Below are 16,367 nucleotides of genomic sequence, written 5' to 3'. Positions count from 1 at the left end.
TCGGAAAGCCAAGCAATTGGCTTTCCGTCCGCTACGCGGACCTCTCCTCACCCCTGCGGCAGCGTCACCTTGCGCGTTCGCGTGCGCTCCAGGCCCAGTTGCCGCTCGCGCCAGATGATGAAGATGCCGGCGGCCACCACGATCGCACCGCCAATCAGCGTGTTGAGCGAGGTCACATCGCCGAAAATGAAATAGCCGACCACAACGCCGAGGATCATCGAGGTGTATTCGAACGGCGCCACCACCGAGGCCTCGGCGTGGCGATAGGCCGACGTCATCAGGATCTGGCCGAGGCCGCCGCAGAAGCCGGCCATGACGAGCAGCGCGGCTTGCGTCGGCGTCAGAGCTTGCCAGCCGAAAGGCAGTGTCAGCAGCGAGAGCACGCTGGCCGTCGACGAGAACCACAGGACGATGGTCGCCGTCTTCTCCGTCTGCACGAGATTGCGCACGAGCAGCATGGCGACCGCCGAGATCGCCGCGGCCACCAGCGCAGCCATGACGCCCAGGACCTCCTGGTCGTCGAGCCCTTCATCCGAGTTGAGCAGCGTCAGCTCCGGCCAGGAAATGATGAGCACGCCGACAAGACCAACGGCGACCGCGCTCCACCGATAGACGTGGATCGACTCGCCAAGGAAGACCGAGGAGAACACCACGACCAACAGCGGCTGCGCATAGTTCAGGGTGATCGCCTCCGGCAACGGCAGCCTGGTGAGCGCGAAGAAGCCCAGCCCCATGGCGCCGACGCCGACGACGCCGCGCGCGACATGGTTGAAGGGACGTTTGGTGACGAATGCCGTCGGCAGCTGTCCCTTCAATGCCAGGAAGGCAATGATCGGGAAGATGGCGAAGAAGGAGCGGAAGAAGACGATCTGCCCCGCCGGCACGTCACCGGCCGCCTTGATGCAGGTTTGCATGCCGACAAAGACCGCGACGGACACGATCTTCAGCGCGATGCCCCTCAGCGTGCCGTGGCCTCCCGTCGTTCCTGGTTCCGCCCCTGATGTCACGTCGGCGATGCGCCCCTGATCGCGGCCCAGATGCGCGCCGGCGTCGCGGGCATCTCGATATGCCTGATGCCATAGGCGCGCCACAGCGCATCGGTGACGGCATTGAGCGCCGCCGGTGTCGAGCCGATCGTGCCGGCCTCGCCCGCGCCCTTGATGCCCAGTGCATTGGTGGTCGAAGGCACGTTGCGGGTCTCGAAATGGAAGAACGGGAAATTGTCGGCGCGCGGCATGGCATAGTCCATGAAGCTCGCCGTCAAGAGCTGCCCATCCTCGCCATGGATGGTGTTCTCGGTCAACGCCTGGCCGATGCCTTGCACCACGCCGCCATGCACCTGGCCGGCGAGCAGGATCGGATTAACGGTGACGCCGAAATCGTCGACGATGGTGTAGCGGACGATCTCGGTCGCGCCGGTGTCGGGATCGATCTCGACCTCGCAGATATGGGTGCCGTTCGGATAGGTGCACTCGTCCTGCACGAACTCGCCGAACCCCTTAAGGTCATCCGGCGTCTTCGCGGCCTTGGCGATGCTCGAGAAATCGATGCTCCGGTCGGTGCCGACGATGCGGGCAACGCCATCGGACAATTCGATATCGCCGGCCGAGGCCTCAAGCTCGTCGGCGGCGATGCGCTTGATCTTGTTGGCCAGATCCTCGCCGGCGCGGGAAGCCGAGACACCCCCCAGCGGAATGGAGCGCGAGCCGCCTGTGCCGCCGCCCGCCTTTAATTCGTCGGTGTCGCCCTGGCGGACATGGATCTTGTCGATATCGAGATTGAGTTTTTCCGACAGGAACTGCGCATAGGCGGTGGCATGCCCCTGGCCGTTGGTCTGGGTGCCGATCTTCAGCGTCACCGTGCCGTCGCCATTGAGCTCGACAAAGGCCGGCTCCGAGCCCGGAAAGGCGCAGGCCTCGATATAGGTGGCCATGCCGATGCCGCGGATCTTGCCGCCGGCTTTGGACTGTTCCAGCCGCTGCGGAAACGCCTTCCACTGCGACCGTTCGATGGCGCGGTCCATATGGCCTTCGAATTCGCCATTGTCGTAGAGACGGCCCGTCTGCGTGCGATAGGGAAACTGCTCGGGCCGGATGAAGTTGCGGCGGCGGATCTCTTCGACAGGCAGGCCGAGATCATGAGCGCAGGCGTCAACCAGTTTTTCCAACAGGAACGCCGCCTCGGGACGCCCGGCGCCGCGATAGGCGTCGACCGGGCAGGTGTTGGTGTAGAGGCCGGTCACCGAGACATCGAGCGCCCTGATATCATAGACGCCGGTCGACATGGTGACGCCGATATAGGGAATGAAAGGGCCATATTGCGAGATATAGGCGCCGATATTGGCAAGCAGCTCGACCCTCATGCCGAGGAAGCGGCCGTCCTTGTCGAGCGCCATTTCGGCCGTCACCGCATTGTCGCGGCCTTGGGCGTCGGTGAGGAAGTGCTCGGTGCGGTCGCCAGCCCACTTCACCGGGCGGCCAAGCCGCTTCGCCGCCTCTAGCACCAGCGGATATTCGCGGTAGACGAAGCTCTTCGGCCCGAAACCGCCGCCGACATCGGGCGTGATGACGCGCAGTTGGTCCTTCTTGATCTTGAACACGCTGGCCAGGATGTACTGCATGGAATGCACGCCCTGCGACCCGGTGGTCAGCACAAAGCGGTTTTCCCCGACATTCCATTCGCCGATCGCCGAGCGCGGCTCCATGTAGTTGCAGACCAGCCGATTGTTGACGAATTCGATGCGCGTGACGTGAGCGGCCCCGGCGAAGGCCGCGTCCGTCTTCCTCTTGTCGCCGATATGATAGGTGAAGGCGCGGTTGGAGCCGAGTTCCGGCCAGACCAGCGGCGTGCCCTCCGCAAGCGCCGTCGCAGTGCCGGAGGCGGCGTCCTCGCCGTCATAATCGACCTCGATCAGTTCGGCGGCATCCTGCGCCAAGGCACGGCTGTCGGCGACCACAAAGGCAACCGCATCGCCGACATAGTTGACGCGGTCCCGGCACAGGATCGGAATGTCGCGCGTCGGCGCTTTGGTGCCGTCCGGCTGTGCCTGCATGACGCCGGACTTGAGATCGCGCAGATGGGTGACATCCCCACCGGTCAGCACGAGATGGACGCCGGGTGCCGCCTTCGCCGCGTCGATCGAGCCGATGGTGAAGCTTGCCTTGGCGATCGGCGAGCGCAGGACATAGCCGTGCAGCACGCCGTCCGGCTTGATATCGTCGGTGTAGCGGCCTTGGCCCTGGATGAAGGCGGTATCCTCGCGCCGCAGCACGGAAGCGCCCATGCCGAATTTCGGTGTGACGACGGTCATGGCTGCCTCGCGGGGATGTGGAGAACGAATGCCTGAAATAGGCATCGGCCGAGTTTTGTCGAGGGACCATTTCGTGTAAAGAGCGCGGACTTCAAATTTCTTGGACCAGTGGGAACTCCGCGTCCAACGCAATCGACAGGAAAAACAACGGAATGCGCACGGACACCGGCCAGGTCTTCAAGCTCGAAGACTATCGCCCCAACGATTATCTCATTCCGCAGACCAACCTCACCTTCCGCCTTTCGCCCGAGGCCACGATCGTCACCGCGACACTGACGGTCGAACGCCGCGACGGCGTAGCCGCGGCGGCGCCATTGGTGCTCGACGGCGATGGGCTGACGCTCAAGCGCCTCGAGATCAACGGCAAGAAGGCAAAACCGGCGGACCTGCTGGTGACACCTGATCAGCTCACCATTCTCAAGCCGCCGGGCGCGCGGCGCTTCCAACTGCTGATCGAGACCGAGCTAGCCCCGGCGGGTAACGAGGCCCTGATGGGTCTCTACCGCTCGAACAACGTCTATTGCACGCAATGCGAGGCCGAGGGCTTCCGCCGCATCACCTATTTCCTCGATCGCCCCGACATCCTGTCCGTCTACACCGTGCGGATCGAGGCGCTCCGTGACGAGGCGCCGCTGCTCCTGTCCAATGGCAATCCGGGAGACAAGGGCGATATCGGCGACGGTTGGCATTATGCCGTCTGGCATGACCCCTTCCCCAAGCCATCCTACCTGTTCGCGCTGGTGGCCGGCAATCTTGGCCAGGTCGCCGACAGTTTCGTCACAATGTCGGGCCGCGAGGTCGAACTCGGCATCTATGTCGAGCGCGGCAAGGAGAAGCTGGCCGGCTATGCCATGGACGCGCTGAAGCGGTCGATGCGATGGGACGAGGAGGCGTTTGGCCGCGAATACGACCTCGACGTCTTCAACATCGTCGCCGTGTCCGACTTCAACATGGGCGCGATGGAGAACAAGGGCCTCAACATCTTCAACGACAAATATGTGCTGGCCGACGAGGAGACCGCGACGGACGCCGATTTCGCCAATATCGAGGCGATCATCGCGCATGAGTATTTCCACAATTGGACAGGCAACAGAATCACTTGCCGCGACTGGTTCCAGCTTTGCCTGAAGGAAGGCCTGACTGTGTTCCGCGACCATGAATTCTCCGCCGACCAGCGCTCGCGCGCGGTCAAGCGCATTGCCGAGGTGCGTACGCTGCGCGCCCACCAGTTTCCCGAGGACCAGGGTCCGCTGGCGCATCCGGTGCGGCCGCGCCGCTACCGTGAGATCAACAATTTCTACACGGCGACGGTCTACGAAAAGGGCTCCGAAGTGGTGCGCATGATCCGCACCATCCTGGGGGCAGATGTCTTTCGCGCCGGCATGAACCTGTATTTCGAGCGGCATGACGGCGAAGCGGCGACCATCGAGGACTTCATCAAAGTGTTCGAGGATGCATCCGGCCGCGACCTGTCGCAGTTCGCGCTCTGGTACCATCAGGCCGGCACGCCCAATCTGACGGTCAGTTCGACGCACAATCAGGCCGCGCAGGAATTCACGCTCGAAATCGAGCAGTCGGTGCCGCCGACACCCTCCGAAAGCCGTAAGCGGCTGATGCATATTCCTCTCGCCTTCGGGCTGATTGGCGCCGGCGGCAAGCCTGTCGCGTTTAGCGGCGTCGAGGGCGCCAACGTCGAGGACGGCGTCATCCATCTACGCAAGCGCCGCCATATGGTGCGTTTCTCGGGCGTTGCTGAACGTCCGGCGGTGTCGCTCAACCGCGGCTTTTCGGCGCCGGTGACGCTGTCGGTCGAGCAGAAGGCCGACGACCAGTTCTTCCTTGCCCGCCATGACAGCGATGCCTTTTCGCGCTGGCAAGCCTTCAACACGCTGCTCACCGATGCGCTGATCGTTGCCTTCCGCGAGTTCCTTGGCGGCAAGCATCCGGTCTTCGCGACACGACTGACGGAGCTCGCCGGCAGCATCGCCGGCGATGAGACGCTGGAGCCTGCTTACCGGGCGCTTGCGCTGGCACTGCCGGGCGATGCCGACATCGCCCGCGACATCGGCAAGAACATCGACCCCGATGCCATTCATGCAGCCCGGCAGACCCTTGCGCTGGCGATCGCTACGGCCAATGGCGAGGCATTTTCCGAACTCTACCACAGCCTTGCCGACAAGGCCCCCTTCAGCCCGGACGCGGCGAGCGCGGGACGACGCGCCCTGCGCAACACTTTGCTGGACTATCTCTCGCTGCTGCCGGGCGGAGCGGCATTGGCGGCCGGGCATTTCCAGTCGGCGACCAACATGACCGACCGCGCGGCCGCCCTTGCCGTGCTCGCGCATCGCCATCACGCCTCGCCGGAGGCAAACAAGGCGCTGGCGGCTTTCGAAAAGACCTATGCATCCGATCCGCTGGTCATGGACAAATGGTTCCAGATCCAGGCCAGCGTGCCGGGGCCGCAGGCTGTGGACACGGTCCGGGCTCTAACCGCCCATCCGGCCTTCTCGATGGCCAATCCGAACCGGGTGCGTTCGCTGATCGGCACATTCTCCAGCGCCAACCAGACCGGCTTCCACCGCGCCGACGGCGAAGGCTACCGATTCTTCGCGCAAACGGTGCTCGAGGTCGAGAAGCGCAATCCGCAAGTGGCGGCAAGGCTGGCGACGGCACTGCGGTCGTGGCGTTCGCTCGAGCCGGGCCGGCAGGCCAAGGCCAGGGAGGCGCTGCTTTCGATCGCCAATGCCGAAAACCTGTCGGCGGACCTGCGCGATATTGTCGAGCGCACGCTGGCCTAGGCGCCCTTGCCTTCTCCCGTGTGGGAGAAGGCCCAGCCGCCGCACCAGCAGAAGCGCATTATTTTAGTCGATTTTTAATCTTTTTTCGCCGGGCCACTGGACAAGGCGAATCACGTTTGATTCTTTACTGACGATTCGGAAGTGCGGCGTTTGCCGGATCACAAAGCAGCATAGGCAATTCGGGGAGTGCCATTTATGGCAAAGGCGGACGCGTGGGGCGCGCCCGGTGGGATGGTTTTTGCGCGTCGCGAGGCGCGCAGCGACGGCCTTGCCGGGAATACGCGGCTCATTGCCGAACCGGCCTACAAGCGGCTTCTGGCCGCCGAACCGCTGCTGCGCCGGTCGATACCGGCCCTCATCATCATCTTCCTGCTCGTCATCGCGGCGCTGCGCGTGCTGTCGCTGATGAATGAGCGCGACGATGTCGAACGCGACGCCAAGGCGATCCTAACGCTGGCGGCGGGCCAGCTGGCCAGTTCGCTGGCCACCACCTCGGACACCGTGCCCGGCGCTGTCCAGGACCTGCTGGAGACCACCAGCCGCCAGGGCGCGATGGGCCGCAGCCATGTGCTCGTCATCACCGACAGCGCTTTCAGGATCACCGCGGTGACGCCGCGCTCGATGCCCTGGCAAGGCCATTCGCTCGACGGCCTCGTCCAGGGCGGCCAGCCGCTGTTCATGTTCGGCGACCGTGCCGGCGTCATGGAGGTCAACATCGGCGGCCAGGACTGGTACGCCGCGGTCAGCGTGGCCAAGGATCGCAAGGGAGCCGCGGCGGCGCTGGTGCCGCAAGAGGCGGTCTTCGACACGTGGCGCAAGACCGTCTCGCTCAACGTCACCTTGTTCGTGCTGACGGCCGGCGTGCTGATCATCATCCTCTACGCCTATTTCGGGCAGGCGGCGCGCGCCCAGGCCGCCGACCGCATCTATCTCGAAGCGCATCAGCGCATCGACATGGCGCTGGTGCGTGGCCGCTGCGGCCTGTGGGACTGGGACATGGTGCGCGGCAAGATGTACTGGTCGCGTTCCATGTACGACATGCTGGGCTACGAGCCCTGCGATACGATGCTGTCCTTCGGCGAGGTCGACGAGATCATCCATCCCGAAGATGGCGACCTGTTCGAGCTCGCCAATAGAATCGTCGCTCGCGAAATCGACCACATCGACCAGGTGTTCCGGATGCGGCATGCCGATGGCCAATGGGTGTGGATGCGTGCTCGTGCGCAGGTCATGGATCCGGAGGCGCCGGAAATCCAGCTGATCGGCATCGCCGTCGACGTCACCGAACAGCGCCATCTGGCGTTGCGGTCCGAAGCCGCCGACCTTCGCCTGAGAACAGCGATCGAGAACATCAACGAATCCTTCGTGCTGTGGGATTCGGCGCAGCGGCTGATCATGTGCAACTCCAAATACCAGCAGGACAACGGACTGTCGGATCGCGACGTGATGCCGGGTGTGACACGCGCTTCGCTGGAAGGGCGGATGCTGGCCTTTGCGTCCGAACGCCGGCTTGCCAACACCAATGGTCCGCAAGGCGGCGCCACTTTCGAGCGGCAGCTGTCCGACGGCCGCTGGCTGCAGGTCAATGAGCTTCGGACCCGGGACGGCGGCATCGTCTCGGTCGGCTCCGACATCACCCAGATCAAGCTGCATCAAGAGAAGCTGGTCGACAGCGAACGGCGGCTGATGGCGACGATCCATGATCTCAGCCTCGCGCGGCGGGCCGAAGAGGAGCGGTCGCGCGAACTCGTCGACCTCAACCGCAAATACATGAAGGAAACCGAGCGCGCCGAGGCGGCGAACCGGGCCAAGTCCGAATTCCTGGCCAACATGTCGCATGAGTTGCGCACGCCGCTGAACGCCATCATCGGCTTCTCCGAGTTGATGGAACAGCGGCTGTTCGGTCCGCTGGGGTCGGCGCGCTACGAGGAGTACGCCACCGACATCAACAGCAGCGGCAAATACCTGCTCGGCGTTATCAACGATATTCTCGACATGTCCAAGATCGAGGCCGGCCAGTTCTCGCTGGACCAGGAGCAGATCGACCTCGGTCCGCTGATCAGCGAGACGGTGCGCGTCGTCTCGTTGCAGGCAGCGCAAAAGGCGATCACGGTGGAAACGCGCATCGCCGACGCTCTGAGTCTGTTCGCCGATCGCCGGGCGATCAAGCAGATCGTCATCAACCTTCTGTCCAACGCGGTGAAGTTCACCGGCCAGGGCGGCCATATATCGGTCAGGGCCCGCAACACATCGGGCGCGCTGGTGCTGACCATCGAGGACAATGGCTGCGGCATCCCGAAAGAGGCGCTCGGCAAGCTCGGCCGACCCTTCGAACAGGTGCAAAACCAGTTCTCCAAGAACCATGCTGGGTCCGGTCTCGGTCTCGCCATCTCACGTTCGCTGGCCGAGCTCCAGGGCGGCGCGCTGAAGATCCGTTCGACCGAAGGTGTCGGCACGATCGTGTCGGTGCGCATTCCAGTGAAGAAGGCGCCGCCGGCCGTCAGGGCCGCCGCTTGAGCAGCAGGCTCCGAGCGATATCGCCGGAGCCTTGATCAAACAATGTTATTGGACGCCGTCGTCATCATCCGATTGGCGGTGATGGCCAAGGCGATGGCCCTTCGGCAGTTCGCTCTTCTCGATCTTGCCGTCATTGTTCTTGTCGAGCATGGCGAACACCTTCTTCTCACGACCGGTGATGTCATCCGTGGTCAGCGTGCCGTCGCCCTTGGTGTCGTAGCGGGCGATGATGCGCCTGGCCATCCGCTCGAAGCGCGCCTTCTCCAGCGCGTCGGCGAGTTGGGCGACGGTCAGCTTGCCGCCATTGTCGGCAACGAGCTTCTTCAGCCGCGCGTTCATGGCGTCGGAAAACTGGTCGAAGGTGATGGCGCCGCCTGAATAGCTCATCGCCTTGTCGAGTCGGGCCATCATGCCGTCGCGCATTTTCGCGCTGGCATTGTTTTCGGCATAGGCGGTGGTGCCGACGGCGCCGGCAAGTGCTGCGAAGGCGAGGGCAAGCTTGGTTGACTTTCTCATGGTCTTCTCCTGTTGCATCGTCACCCCCGATGCGAGAGCGGCGGATCTTCGATCCTGTTGCCGCTCTATCTCATTGTTCGAGCATCGGATTTTCCCAAAACCGGCTTCCACTTTTGGGTCCGACGCTTCGACAGTTATTTCATGGTCGTCCGGCATGAAGCAAAAGATCAAAGTCCTTCCTGACCTTCTGCGACGTCTCCTTGAGATGTGCTTCCAGCACACCGAAATCCGGCAGGTCGGTGACCGCCAGAAGCAGATCCGAAAGCCCCGGCGGAACGTCGTCGCGCTCGAACGGGCCGGTGAGGCACAGCCGGGTCATCTGGGTCAGCGCCAGATAGAGTGCGAAGGCGGCACCAAGCTCTTGCCTGACCCCGGCACCGGCGAAGCCAGGCGCGAGGCGGGACAGGATCTCCGCCGTACCGGTGACACGCGGCCCGGCCTCGACCTTCCCGGTGATGACAGCCACCTGGGCGATGAATTCGAGATCGATCAGCCCGCCGGGAATCAGCTTGATGTCCCAGAGATCGCGTGCCGGCTTTTCCTTCTCGATCATGGCGCGCATGTCCGAGGCTTCGGTCTTCACCTTTGCCGCGTCGCGCGGCTGGCCAAGCACGGCTGCGACTTCCGCTTCGACCTCGGCGCACAGGCCGGCATCGCCGCCAATGGCGCGTGCCCGCGACAGCGCCATGTGTTCCCAGGTCCAGGCCTCCTGGCGCTGGTATTTCTTGAAGGCATCGATGTGGGTGGCCACCGGCCCCTTGTTGCCGGACGGCCGCAGCCGCAGGTCGAGTTCGTAGAGCACTCCTTCCGCCGTCGGCGCCGATACGGCCGAGATCAGCCGCTGCGTCATGCGGGTGTAGTAGTGGGAAGGCGCCAGCGGCTTGTCGCCGTCGGAGTCCTCGGCGTCCGCGTCATGGTCGTAGAGCAGGATGAGATCGACGTCCGATCCCGCGGTCAATTCGCGGCTGCCGAGCTTGCCCATGCCGAGCAGCGAAACCACGCCGCCGGCGATCGTGCCGTGGCGCGCCGCGAATTCGGCGGTCACCGCCTGCAACGCCGCCTCGATGGTGAGATCGGCGAGATCGGAAAAGGCGCGGCCGGCGCGGGCCGGATCGATCGAACCGGCAAGCAGCCGCACGCCGATCAGAAACTTTTGTTCCGAGGCAAAGATGCGCAGCCGGTCGAGCACCTCCTCATAGGCCCTGTCGCCTTCAAGGAAGGCGGAAAGCCGTGCCGAGAGATAGGCGCGGTCGGGGAGTTCAGTCAGCAAGGCCGGGTCGAGCAGGCCGTCGAAAACATGCGGCCGGCGCGTGATGATCGCCGCCAGCCGAGGCGCGGCGCCCATGATCGTCGCCATCAGCTTGAGCAGCGCCGGGTTGGACTGCAACAGCGAGAACAGCTGGATGCCGGCAGGCAGGCCGGCAAGGAATTCGTCGAAACGGATCAAGGCTTCGTCCGCCCGGCGCGTCTGGCCGAAGGCCTTGAGCAGCGCTGGCGTCAATTCCGTCAACCGCTCACGCGCTTCCGCCGACTGGGTGACGCGATAGCGGCCGAAATGCCAGCCGCGGATGACGCGGCAGATGTCGCTCGGCCGCTGGAAGCCGAGACCCTGCAAGGTCTGCAGCGTGTTGGGGTCATCGACATCGCCGGTGAAGACCAGATTGCCGATCCCCGCCGAAAGCTCCGGGGCCGTTTCAAAAAGGGCTGCATAATGGCGCTCGACCTGCTGCAGCGAGGCGCGGAATGCCAGGGAAAACCCCGCCGCATCGGCAAAGCCCAGCATGTGGGCGATGCGCTCCAGCCCTTCATCGTCTTCCGGCAGCGTGTGCGTCTGCTCGTCCGCCACCATCTGAACGGCATGCTCGACACGGCGCAGGAACCAGTATTGGCGCGCGAGTGCGTCACGCGCATCGGCGGTGATCCAGCCGCGCGCGGCGAGCTGGCCAAGCATCGGCACCGTTTCACGGCCGCGCAGTTCGGGGAAGCGGCCGCCGGCGATGAGCTGCTGGGTCTGGACGAAGAACTCGATTTCGCGGATGCCGCCTCGGCCGAGCTTGACGTTATGGCCCTTCACGGCGATCTCGCCATGGCCCTTGTGGGCGTGGATCTGGCGCTTGATCGAATGGACGTCGGCAATCGCCGCGTAGTCCATGTATTTGCGCCAGATATAGGGCTGGAGTTCCCTGAGGAATGCAGCACCCGCAGCCAGATCGCCGGCCACCGGACGCGCCTTGATCATCGCCGCGCGTTCCCAGTTCTGGCCGCGCGCTTCGTAATAGCGCAGAGCCGCTTCAACCGGAATCGCCAGCGGCGTCGAACCGGGATCGGGACGCAGCCTGAGATCGGTGCGGAAGACATAGCCGTGCTCGGTGCGGTCCTGCAGGATGCGCACCAAGCGCCGCGTCAGCCGCGAAAACAGCTCCGTGGCGTCGAGCGGGTCGACCACGGCAGGCGCTTCCGGATCGAAGAAGACGACAAGATCGATGTCGGAGGAGAAATTCAGCTCATGCGCGCCAAGCTTGCCCATGCCGAGCAGGATCCAGCCCGATTGCAGCGACGGGTTGTCGAGATCCCGCAGTTTGAGCTTGCCCTGGCCATGCGCGTCGCGCAGCAGGAAGTCGACGGCCGCGCGAGAGCAGGCATCGGCAAGATCACTCAAACGCCGCACGGTCAGCGACGTTTCCGCCTCACCGGCAAGGTCAGCCAGCGCGATCAGGAAATGTGCCTCGGCTTTGCACTGGCGCAGTTCCATCATCAGGCTGGATTCGGAGACCGCCTCGGCCAACGGCGCCTGTTCGATCGCGGCGGTGATCGCCTCCAGGCGCGCCTCGACCGGCTGGTCGAAAAGGGCATCCAGGATACGAGGCCTGCGCCGCGCCGCGTCACGCAAAAACGGCGAGAGGTCGAAGACTGCGGCCAAGAAATCCCGGCCCTCCCCCTTGCCGGCCAGGAATTTGGCCAGCCGCGTCAACCCTTCTTCGCGTGCAGCCGCGGCGATTTCGGCCAGTTCCTGCCGCGACCTGGCTTCGTCGAGAGGGGCGAGCCCAAGGGCAGGCTTCAACTGCCAGTCCGTGACCGTCCGCTTCGCAACCGCAGCCATCAGTGATCCTCCCGTGCGGGGAAACTCATGACCACGGATAGTCCCGGATTGCCAGGCAAGAGATCAAGCCTTCCATGATGGAAACTCATGACCGCCTTAGCGAGGCTGAGGCCAAGGCCGGAGCCCGGTTGCGAACGGCTCTTCTCCAGCCGCACGAAACGTTCGGTCGCCCGGGCCCGATCGGCATCGTCCGGAATGCCCTGGCCGTTGTCGACGACACAAAGCCTGATCTCGCCATGGGTCCGCTCGAGCGTCACGCGAACGGCCGGCTTGGATGTGGAGTCCGTCGAATATTTGATCGCATTGTCGACGATGTTGGACAGCGCCTGGCCGATCAGCTCGCGGTTGCCGTCGACAAGAAAAGCGCCATTCACGTCGGCTTCGAGCGAAACGCCAGCCTCTTCCGCCACCGGCTCGTAGAGCTCGGCGACATCACGCACGGCCGCCGCCAGATCGACGCGATTGGTGTGCTCTGACGAATATCCGGCCTCGAGCCGAGAGATCATCAGGATGGCGTTGAAGGTCTTTATCAGCTGGTCGGACTCGGCGATGGTGCTTTCCAGCGCCTGGCGGTAGTCGGCGGGCTTGTGCTTGCCCGAAAGTATCGCTTCGGCGCGGTTGCGCAGCCGGGTCAGCGGCGTCTTCAGATCATGCGCGATGTTGTCGGAAACCTGCTTGAGGCCTTCGTTGAGCGTGGCGATCCTGGCCAGCATGGAATTGAGATTTTCCGAAAGCCGGTCGAATTCATCGCCGGCGCCGGTCACCGGCAGCCGGCCCGAGAGATCACCGCCCATGATGCGACGACTGGCCTCCGAGACGCTGTCGATGCGCTTCAGCGCGGCGCGGCCGACAAAGAACCAGATTAGCAGTCCGCCGAGCCCCATCATGCCGAGCGCCAGCGTCAGCGCACGGCGGATGACGGCACGAAAGCGCTCCGGTTCGCCAAGATCGCGGCCGACCAGCATGATCATCTGGTTAGGCAGCCGCAGCACCAGCGCAATGGCGTTGTGGCCCTTCTCGCCTTCGGCCGGCACCGCGTTCTCGCCGGTCGCAGGCGGCGGCGTCTGGTCTGACGTTCCGCTGCGCAGGCGATCAAGCTCGCCTTCGCCAAAGCGCTTGTAGGAGAACGGCTCGGTCGTCCAACCCTCGGTGTCGATCACCCCCGGCTCGAGGCTCTGTACGTTGCCGGTTAGAATCTGGCCGTTGGCATCGGCGATGAGATAGAGGTTGGCCCCAGGCTGGCGGGAGCGGTTTTCGACCACGCGCACCAGCACGGGCAGGCCGCCGCGCTGATAGGCGCGGGCGAGGCCCAGCACTTCGTCGTTGATGGTCTCCTGCGTCTGCGCCGTCAGCATGCGCGCCGAAAGCGAGGTCATGTAGAAGACGAGCAGAACGGCGCAGAGCGCGAAGAGCAGAAGGTAAAGCGCCGAAAGCCGCGCTGCCGTCGTCCTCATGATGGCCGGCACGGAGAGAGCCATGCTGTCGCCTAGCCGCCCTTCAGCATGTAGCCGGCGCCCCGAACCGTATGCAGGATCGGCTTGTCGAAGCCTTTTTCGATCTTGCCGCGCAGCCGCGAGACGTGGACATCGATGACATTGGTCTGCGGGTCGAAATGATAATCCCAGACATTTTCGAGCAGCATGGTGCGCGTCACCACCTGGCCGGCATGGCGCATCAGATATTCGAGCAGGCGGAACTCGCGCGGCTGCAGGGTGATCTCGCGCGCCGCCCGGCGCACCGAATGCGACAGCCTGTCGAGTTCAAGGTCGCCAACCCGGTAGACGGTTTCGGCTTCCTTGGCACTGGCACGGCGGTTCAACACCTCGACGCGAGCCAGAAGTTCGGAAAACGCATAGGGCTTGGTCAGATAATCGTCGCCGCCGGCGCGCAGGCCGGTGACCCGGTCATCGACCTCGCCCAGCGCCGACAGGATCAGCACGGGCGTGGTGTTGCCGCGGGAGCGAAGACCGGCAATGACCGACAGACCGTCGCGGCGCGGCATCATCCGGTCGATGACCATCACGTCATAGTCGCCGGCATCCGCAAGCGCAAAACCGGTCTCGCCGTCACCGGCGACATGGGCGGTATGACCAGCCTCGGTGAAGGCTTTCTGCAGATAATCGGCAGCCTCGCGATCGTCTTCTATGACGAGAATCTTCATAGGGCCGTTATACGCGATTTCGCTGGAAGGTTGAGTGGCAGACATCTGCATTTTAGCCTTTGCCAAAGCGCATCGCGATCAAGATGATCGAGGTCCCGCGCGGAAGAATCTTACTCTGTGATTGTCTTCATCCCGGACACGCCCGCTTCGAGGCATGATCGGGCAAATCATCACATTCTCTCGGCTCAGGCCCGAGGCAGCGTTTTTGGGCGGCTTTTAGAATGTGCGGCAGCGGGCGATGGGAGGCCCGCTGCCGCTGGAGGAGAGCACGATGACTGACTAACGTACCCGGCTCCATGCTTTCCCGTGCGGCGGCTCGGGGGTGTTTGATACCGCCGCACCGGAAAAGTCGTTGTCAGCCCTTGGCGACGGGCAGCGCGACGAAACGGTTGTTGTTGTCGCGGGTTACCTGCATCAGCACCGCCTTGCGGCCGGACTTCACCGCGTCGGTCATCGCCTTGGTGACATCCTCGGTGCCATTCACTTCGTTCGAATTGACCGCGGTGATGATGTCTCCCGGCTGAATGCCGCGGTCGGCCGCAGCGCTGTCGGGATCGACATCGGTCACCACAAGGCCCTTGCCGTTTTCGGATTTGGTGACGGTGAGGCCGAGATCGGCCAGCGTATCAGGCTTCGCCGGAGCGGCGGGTGGCTGCTGCTGATCGTTCGAGGCCTGCTTGTCGCTGGCCGGCAGCTTGCCGAGATCGACCTTGATCGTCTGGCTCTTGCCGCCACGCCAGACGGTGACGTCAACCGACTTGCCGGGCGAATAGGCGCCGATCAGGCGGGCGAGTTCCTTCGGCGAGGCAACATCCTTGCCGTCGACCTGGGTGATGACGTCGCCAGCCGTGATGCCGGCCTTCTTGCCGGGACCTTCGTCCTGGGCACTCGACACCAACGCACCATTGTTGGACTTCAGACCGAGCGATTCGGCGATGTCCGAGGTAACCGGCTGGATTTCGACGCCCAGCCAGCCGCGCTGCACCGCGCCACTCTTCATCAGGTCCTCGACAACCTGCTTGGCGGTCGAGGCAGGAATGTCGAAGGCGATGCCGACACTGCCGCCCGAGGGCGAGAAGATCGCCGTGTTGATGCCGACCACCTGACCGTTGAGGTTGAAGGTCGGGCCACCCGAATTGCCGCGGTTGACCGAGGCGTCGATCTGCAGGAAATCGTCGTAGGGGCCGGCGCCGATATCGCGGCCGCGCGCCGATACGATGCCGGCGGTGACGGTGCCGCCGAGGCCGAACGGATTGCCGACTGCCACGACCCAGTCGCCGACGCGAACCTTGGAATCGTCGGCGAAGTCGACATAGGTGAACTTGCCACCACCTTCGACCTTCAGCACGGCGAGATCGGTGCGCGGGTCGGTGCCGACCAGCTTGGCGTCGAGTTCCTTGCCGTCATTGGTCACCACGGTGAAGGCGGTGCCCTCTTCGACGACGTGGTTGTTGGTGACGAGGTAGCCGTCCTCGGAAATGAAGAAGCCGGAGCCCTGCGCCACCGGGCGCGGCTGGTCATTGCTGTGGTCGCGGTGACCGAAGCGGCGATGGCCTTCGTCATCCTGGCCGCCCTGGTCGCCAAAGCCCCGGAATTCCTTGAAGAAGCGGCGCAGTTGCGGATTGTTGGGAAGATTGTCGAAGCCGTCCTGGCCATCGGAGCCATCATCGGCGGTCGGCTGGATCTTGGCCTTCACCTTGACGCTGACCACGGCGGGCGACACGCGCTCGACGACATCGGCGAAACCTTGCACCTGCGGCGCCTCGACGCGTACGGCATCGGCCAGAACGGGGCTGGTTCCGCTGGTCAGCGCGCCAACGCCGATCACGCCGGCAACGGCGACGGAAGCGGCGGCAGCCAGGAGACGCTTGCGGGTGCGGGAGTATGAATTGGGGGCAATATTCATGGGGTCTCGTATCCTCTTTCAAAGGGACGCGGCTTGATCGGCATCCTCAGGAAAGGAGA

The 16,367-nt window shown here is 64.0% G+C and carries 9 protein-coding genes; 2 read left to right on the top strand and 7 right to left on the bottom strand.

The genetic code is table 11. From position 1 onward, the window contains the following. Nucleotides 1-47 precede the first annotated feature (47 nt). Together ACVILI_RS14240 and ACVILI_RS14235 are read right to left on the bottom strand one after the other, a co-directional pair. Nucleotides 48-1,007 (bottom strand): DMT family transporter, encoded by a 960-nt coding sequence (locus ACVILI_RS14240; protein WP_027046652.1) that lies wholly within the window; start codon nt 1,005-1,007, stop codon nt 48-50. Continuing rightward, the gene (locus ACVILI_RS14235; protein ID WP_038645610.1) at nt 1,004-3,310 is read right to left on the bottom strand and encodes a xanthine dehydrogenase family protein molybdopterin-binding subunit; all 2,307 of its coding nucleotides are present in this window, start codon (nt 3,308-3,310) and stop codon (nt 1,004-1,006) included. The genes ACVILI_RS14240 and ACVILI_RS14235 overlap by 4 nt, the downstream gene beginning before the upstream one ends. 152 nt (nt 3,311-3,462) lie before the next feature. Here ACVILI_RS14235 and pepN point away from each other — a divergent pair, with 152 nt between their 5' ends. Continuing rightward, nucleotides 3,463-6,108: an aminopeptidase N gene (gene pepN, locus ACVILI_RS14230; RefSeq protein WP_457102468.1), complete on the top strand. Its 2,646-nt coding sequence runs from the start codon at nt 3,463-3,465 to the stop codon at nt 6,106-6,108. A gap of 195 nt (nt 6,109-6,303) precedes the next feature. Continuing rightward, complete coding sequence (locus tag ACVILI_RS14225; RefSeq protein ID WP_019857156.1) at nt 6,304-8,625, top strand: PAS domain-containing sensor histidine kinase; 2,322 nt, start codon at nt 6,304-6,306, stop codon at nt 8,623-8,625. A 45-nt stretch (nt 8,626-8,670) separates the two neighbouring features. Here the strand turns inward: ACVILI_RS14225 and ACVILI_RS14220 are convergent, their stop codons facing one another. The 5 genes from ACVILI_RS14220 to ACVILI_RS14200 all read right to left on the bottom strand — a co-directional run bounded on the left by ACVILI_RS14220 (nt 8,671) and on the right by ACVILI_RS14200 (nt 16,308). Next, nucleotides 8,671-9,141, bottom strand: coding sequence for an EF-hand domain-containing protein (locus ACVILI_RS14220; protein ID WP_038652367.1), 471 nt, complete (start codon nt 9,139-9,141; stop codon nt 8,671-8,673). A gap of 139 nt (nt 9,142-9,280) precedes the next feature. Further along, complete coding sequence (locus ACVILI_RS14215; RefSeq protein WP_240564690.1) at nt 9,281-12,241, bottom strand: bifunctional [glutamine synthetase] adenylyltransferase/[glutamine synthetase]-adenylyl-L-tyrosine phosphorylase; 2,961 nt, start codon at nt 12,239-12,241, stop codon at nt 9,281-9,283. Beyond that, entirely contained in the window at nt 12,241-13,719 is a 1,479-nt protein-coding gene (locus tag ACVILI_RS14210; protein ID WP_038645603.1) for a sensor histidine kinase, read from the bottom strand. Before ACVILI_RS14210 ends, ACVILI_RS14215 begins: the two co-directional genes overlap by 1 nt. An 8-nt stretch (nt 13,720-13,727) precedes the next feature. Continuing rightward, nucleotides 13,728-14,402: a response regulator transcription factor gene (locus ACVILI_RS14205; RefSeq protein ID WP_027046649.1), complete on the bottom strand. Its 675-nt coding sequence runs from the start codon at nt 14,400-14,402 to the stop codon at nt 13,728-13,730. A 355-nt stretch (nt 14,403-14,757) separates the two neighbouring features. Next, nucleotides 14,758-16,308: a Do family serine endopeptidase gene (locus tag ACVILI_RS14200; RefSeq protein WP_019857150.1), complete on the bottom strand. Its 1,551-nt coding sequence runs from the start codon at nt 16,306-16,308 to the stop codon at nt 14,758-14,760. Nucleotides 16,309-16,367: the final 59 nt, after the last annotated feature.

Source organism: Mesorhizobium sp. USDA 4775 (genome assembly GCF_054062655.1).
Note: the sequence above shows the minus strand (reverse complement) of the source record. Positions and strands in the feature narration are given on the sequence as shown.

Coding starts and splice junctions, on each gene's coding strand:
- ACVILI_RS14235 (WP_038645610.1), bottom strand. CDS start 3,310: ATGACCGTCGTCACACCGAAATTCGGCATGGGCGCTTCCGTGCTGCGG.
- pepN (WP_457102468.1), top strand. CDS start 3,463: ATGCGCACGGACACCGGCCAGGTCTTCAAGCTCGAAGACTATCGCCCC.
- ACVILI_RS14225 (WP_019857156.1), top strand. CDS start 6,304: ATGGCAAAGGCGGACGCGTGGGGCGCGCCCGGTGGGATGGTTTTTGCG.
- ACVILI_RS14220 (WP_038652367.1), bottom strand. CDS start 9,141: ATGAGAAAGTCAACCAAGCTTGCCCTCGCCTTCGCAGCACTTGCCGGC.
- ACVILI_RS14215 (WP_240564690.1), bottom strand. CDS start 12,241: ATGGCTGCGGTTGCGAAGCGGACGGTCACGGACTGGCAGTTGAAGCCT.
- ACVILI_RS14210 (WP_038645603.1), bottom strand. CDS start 13,719: ATGGCTCTCTCCGTGCCGGCCATCATGAGGACGACGGCAGCGCGGCTT.
- ACVILI_RS14205 (WP_027046649.1), bottom strand. CDS start 14,402: ATGAAGATTCTCGTCATAGAAGACGATCGCGAGGCTGCCGATTATCTG.
- ACVILI_RS14200 (WP_019857150.1), bottom strand. CDS start 16,308: ATGAATATTGCCCCCAATTCATACTCCCGCACCCGCAAGCGTCTCCTG.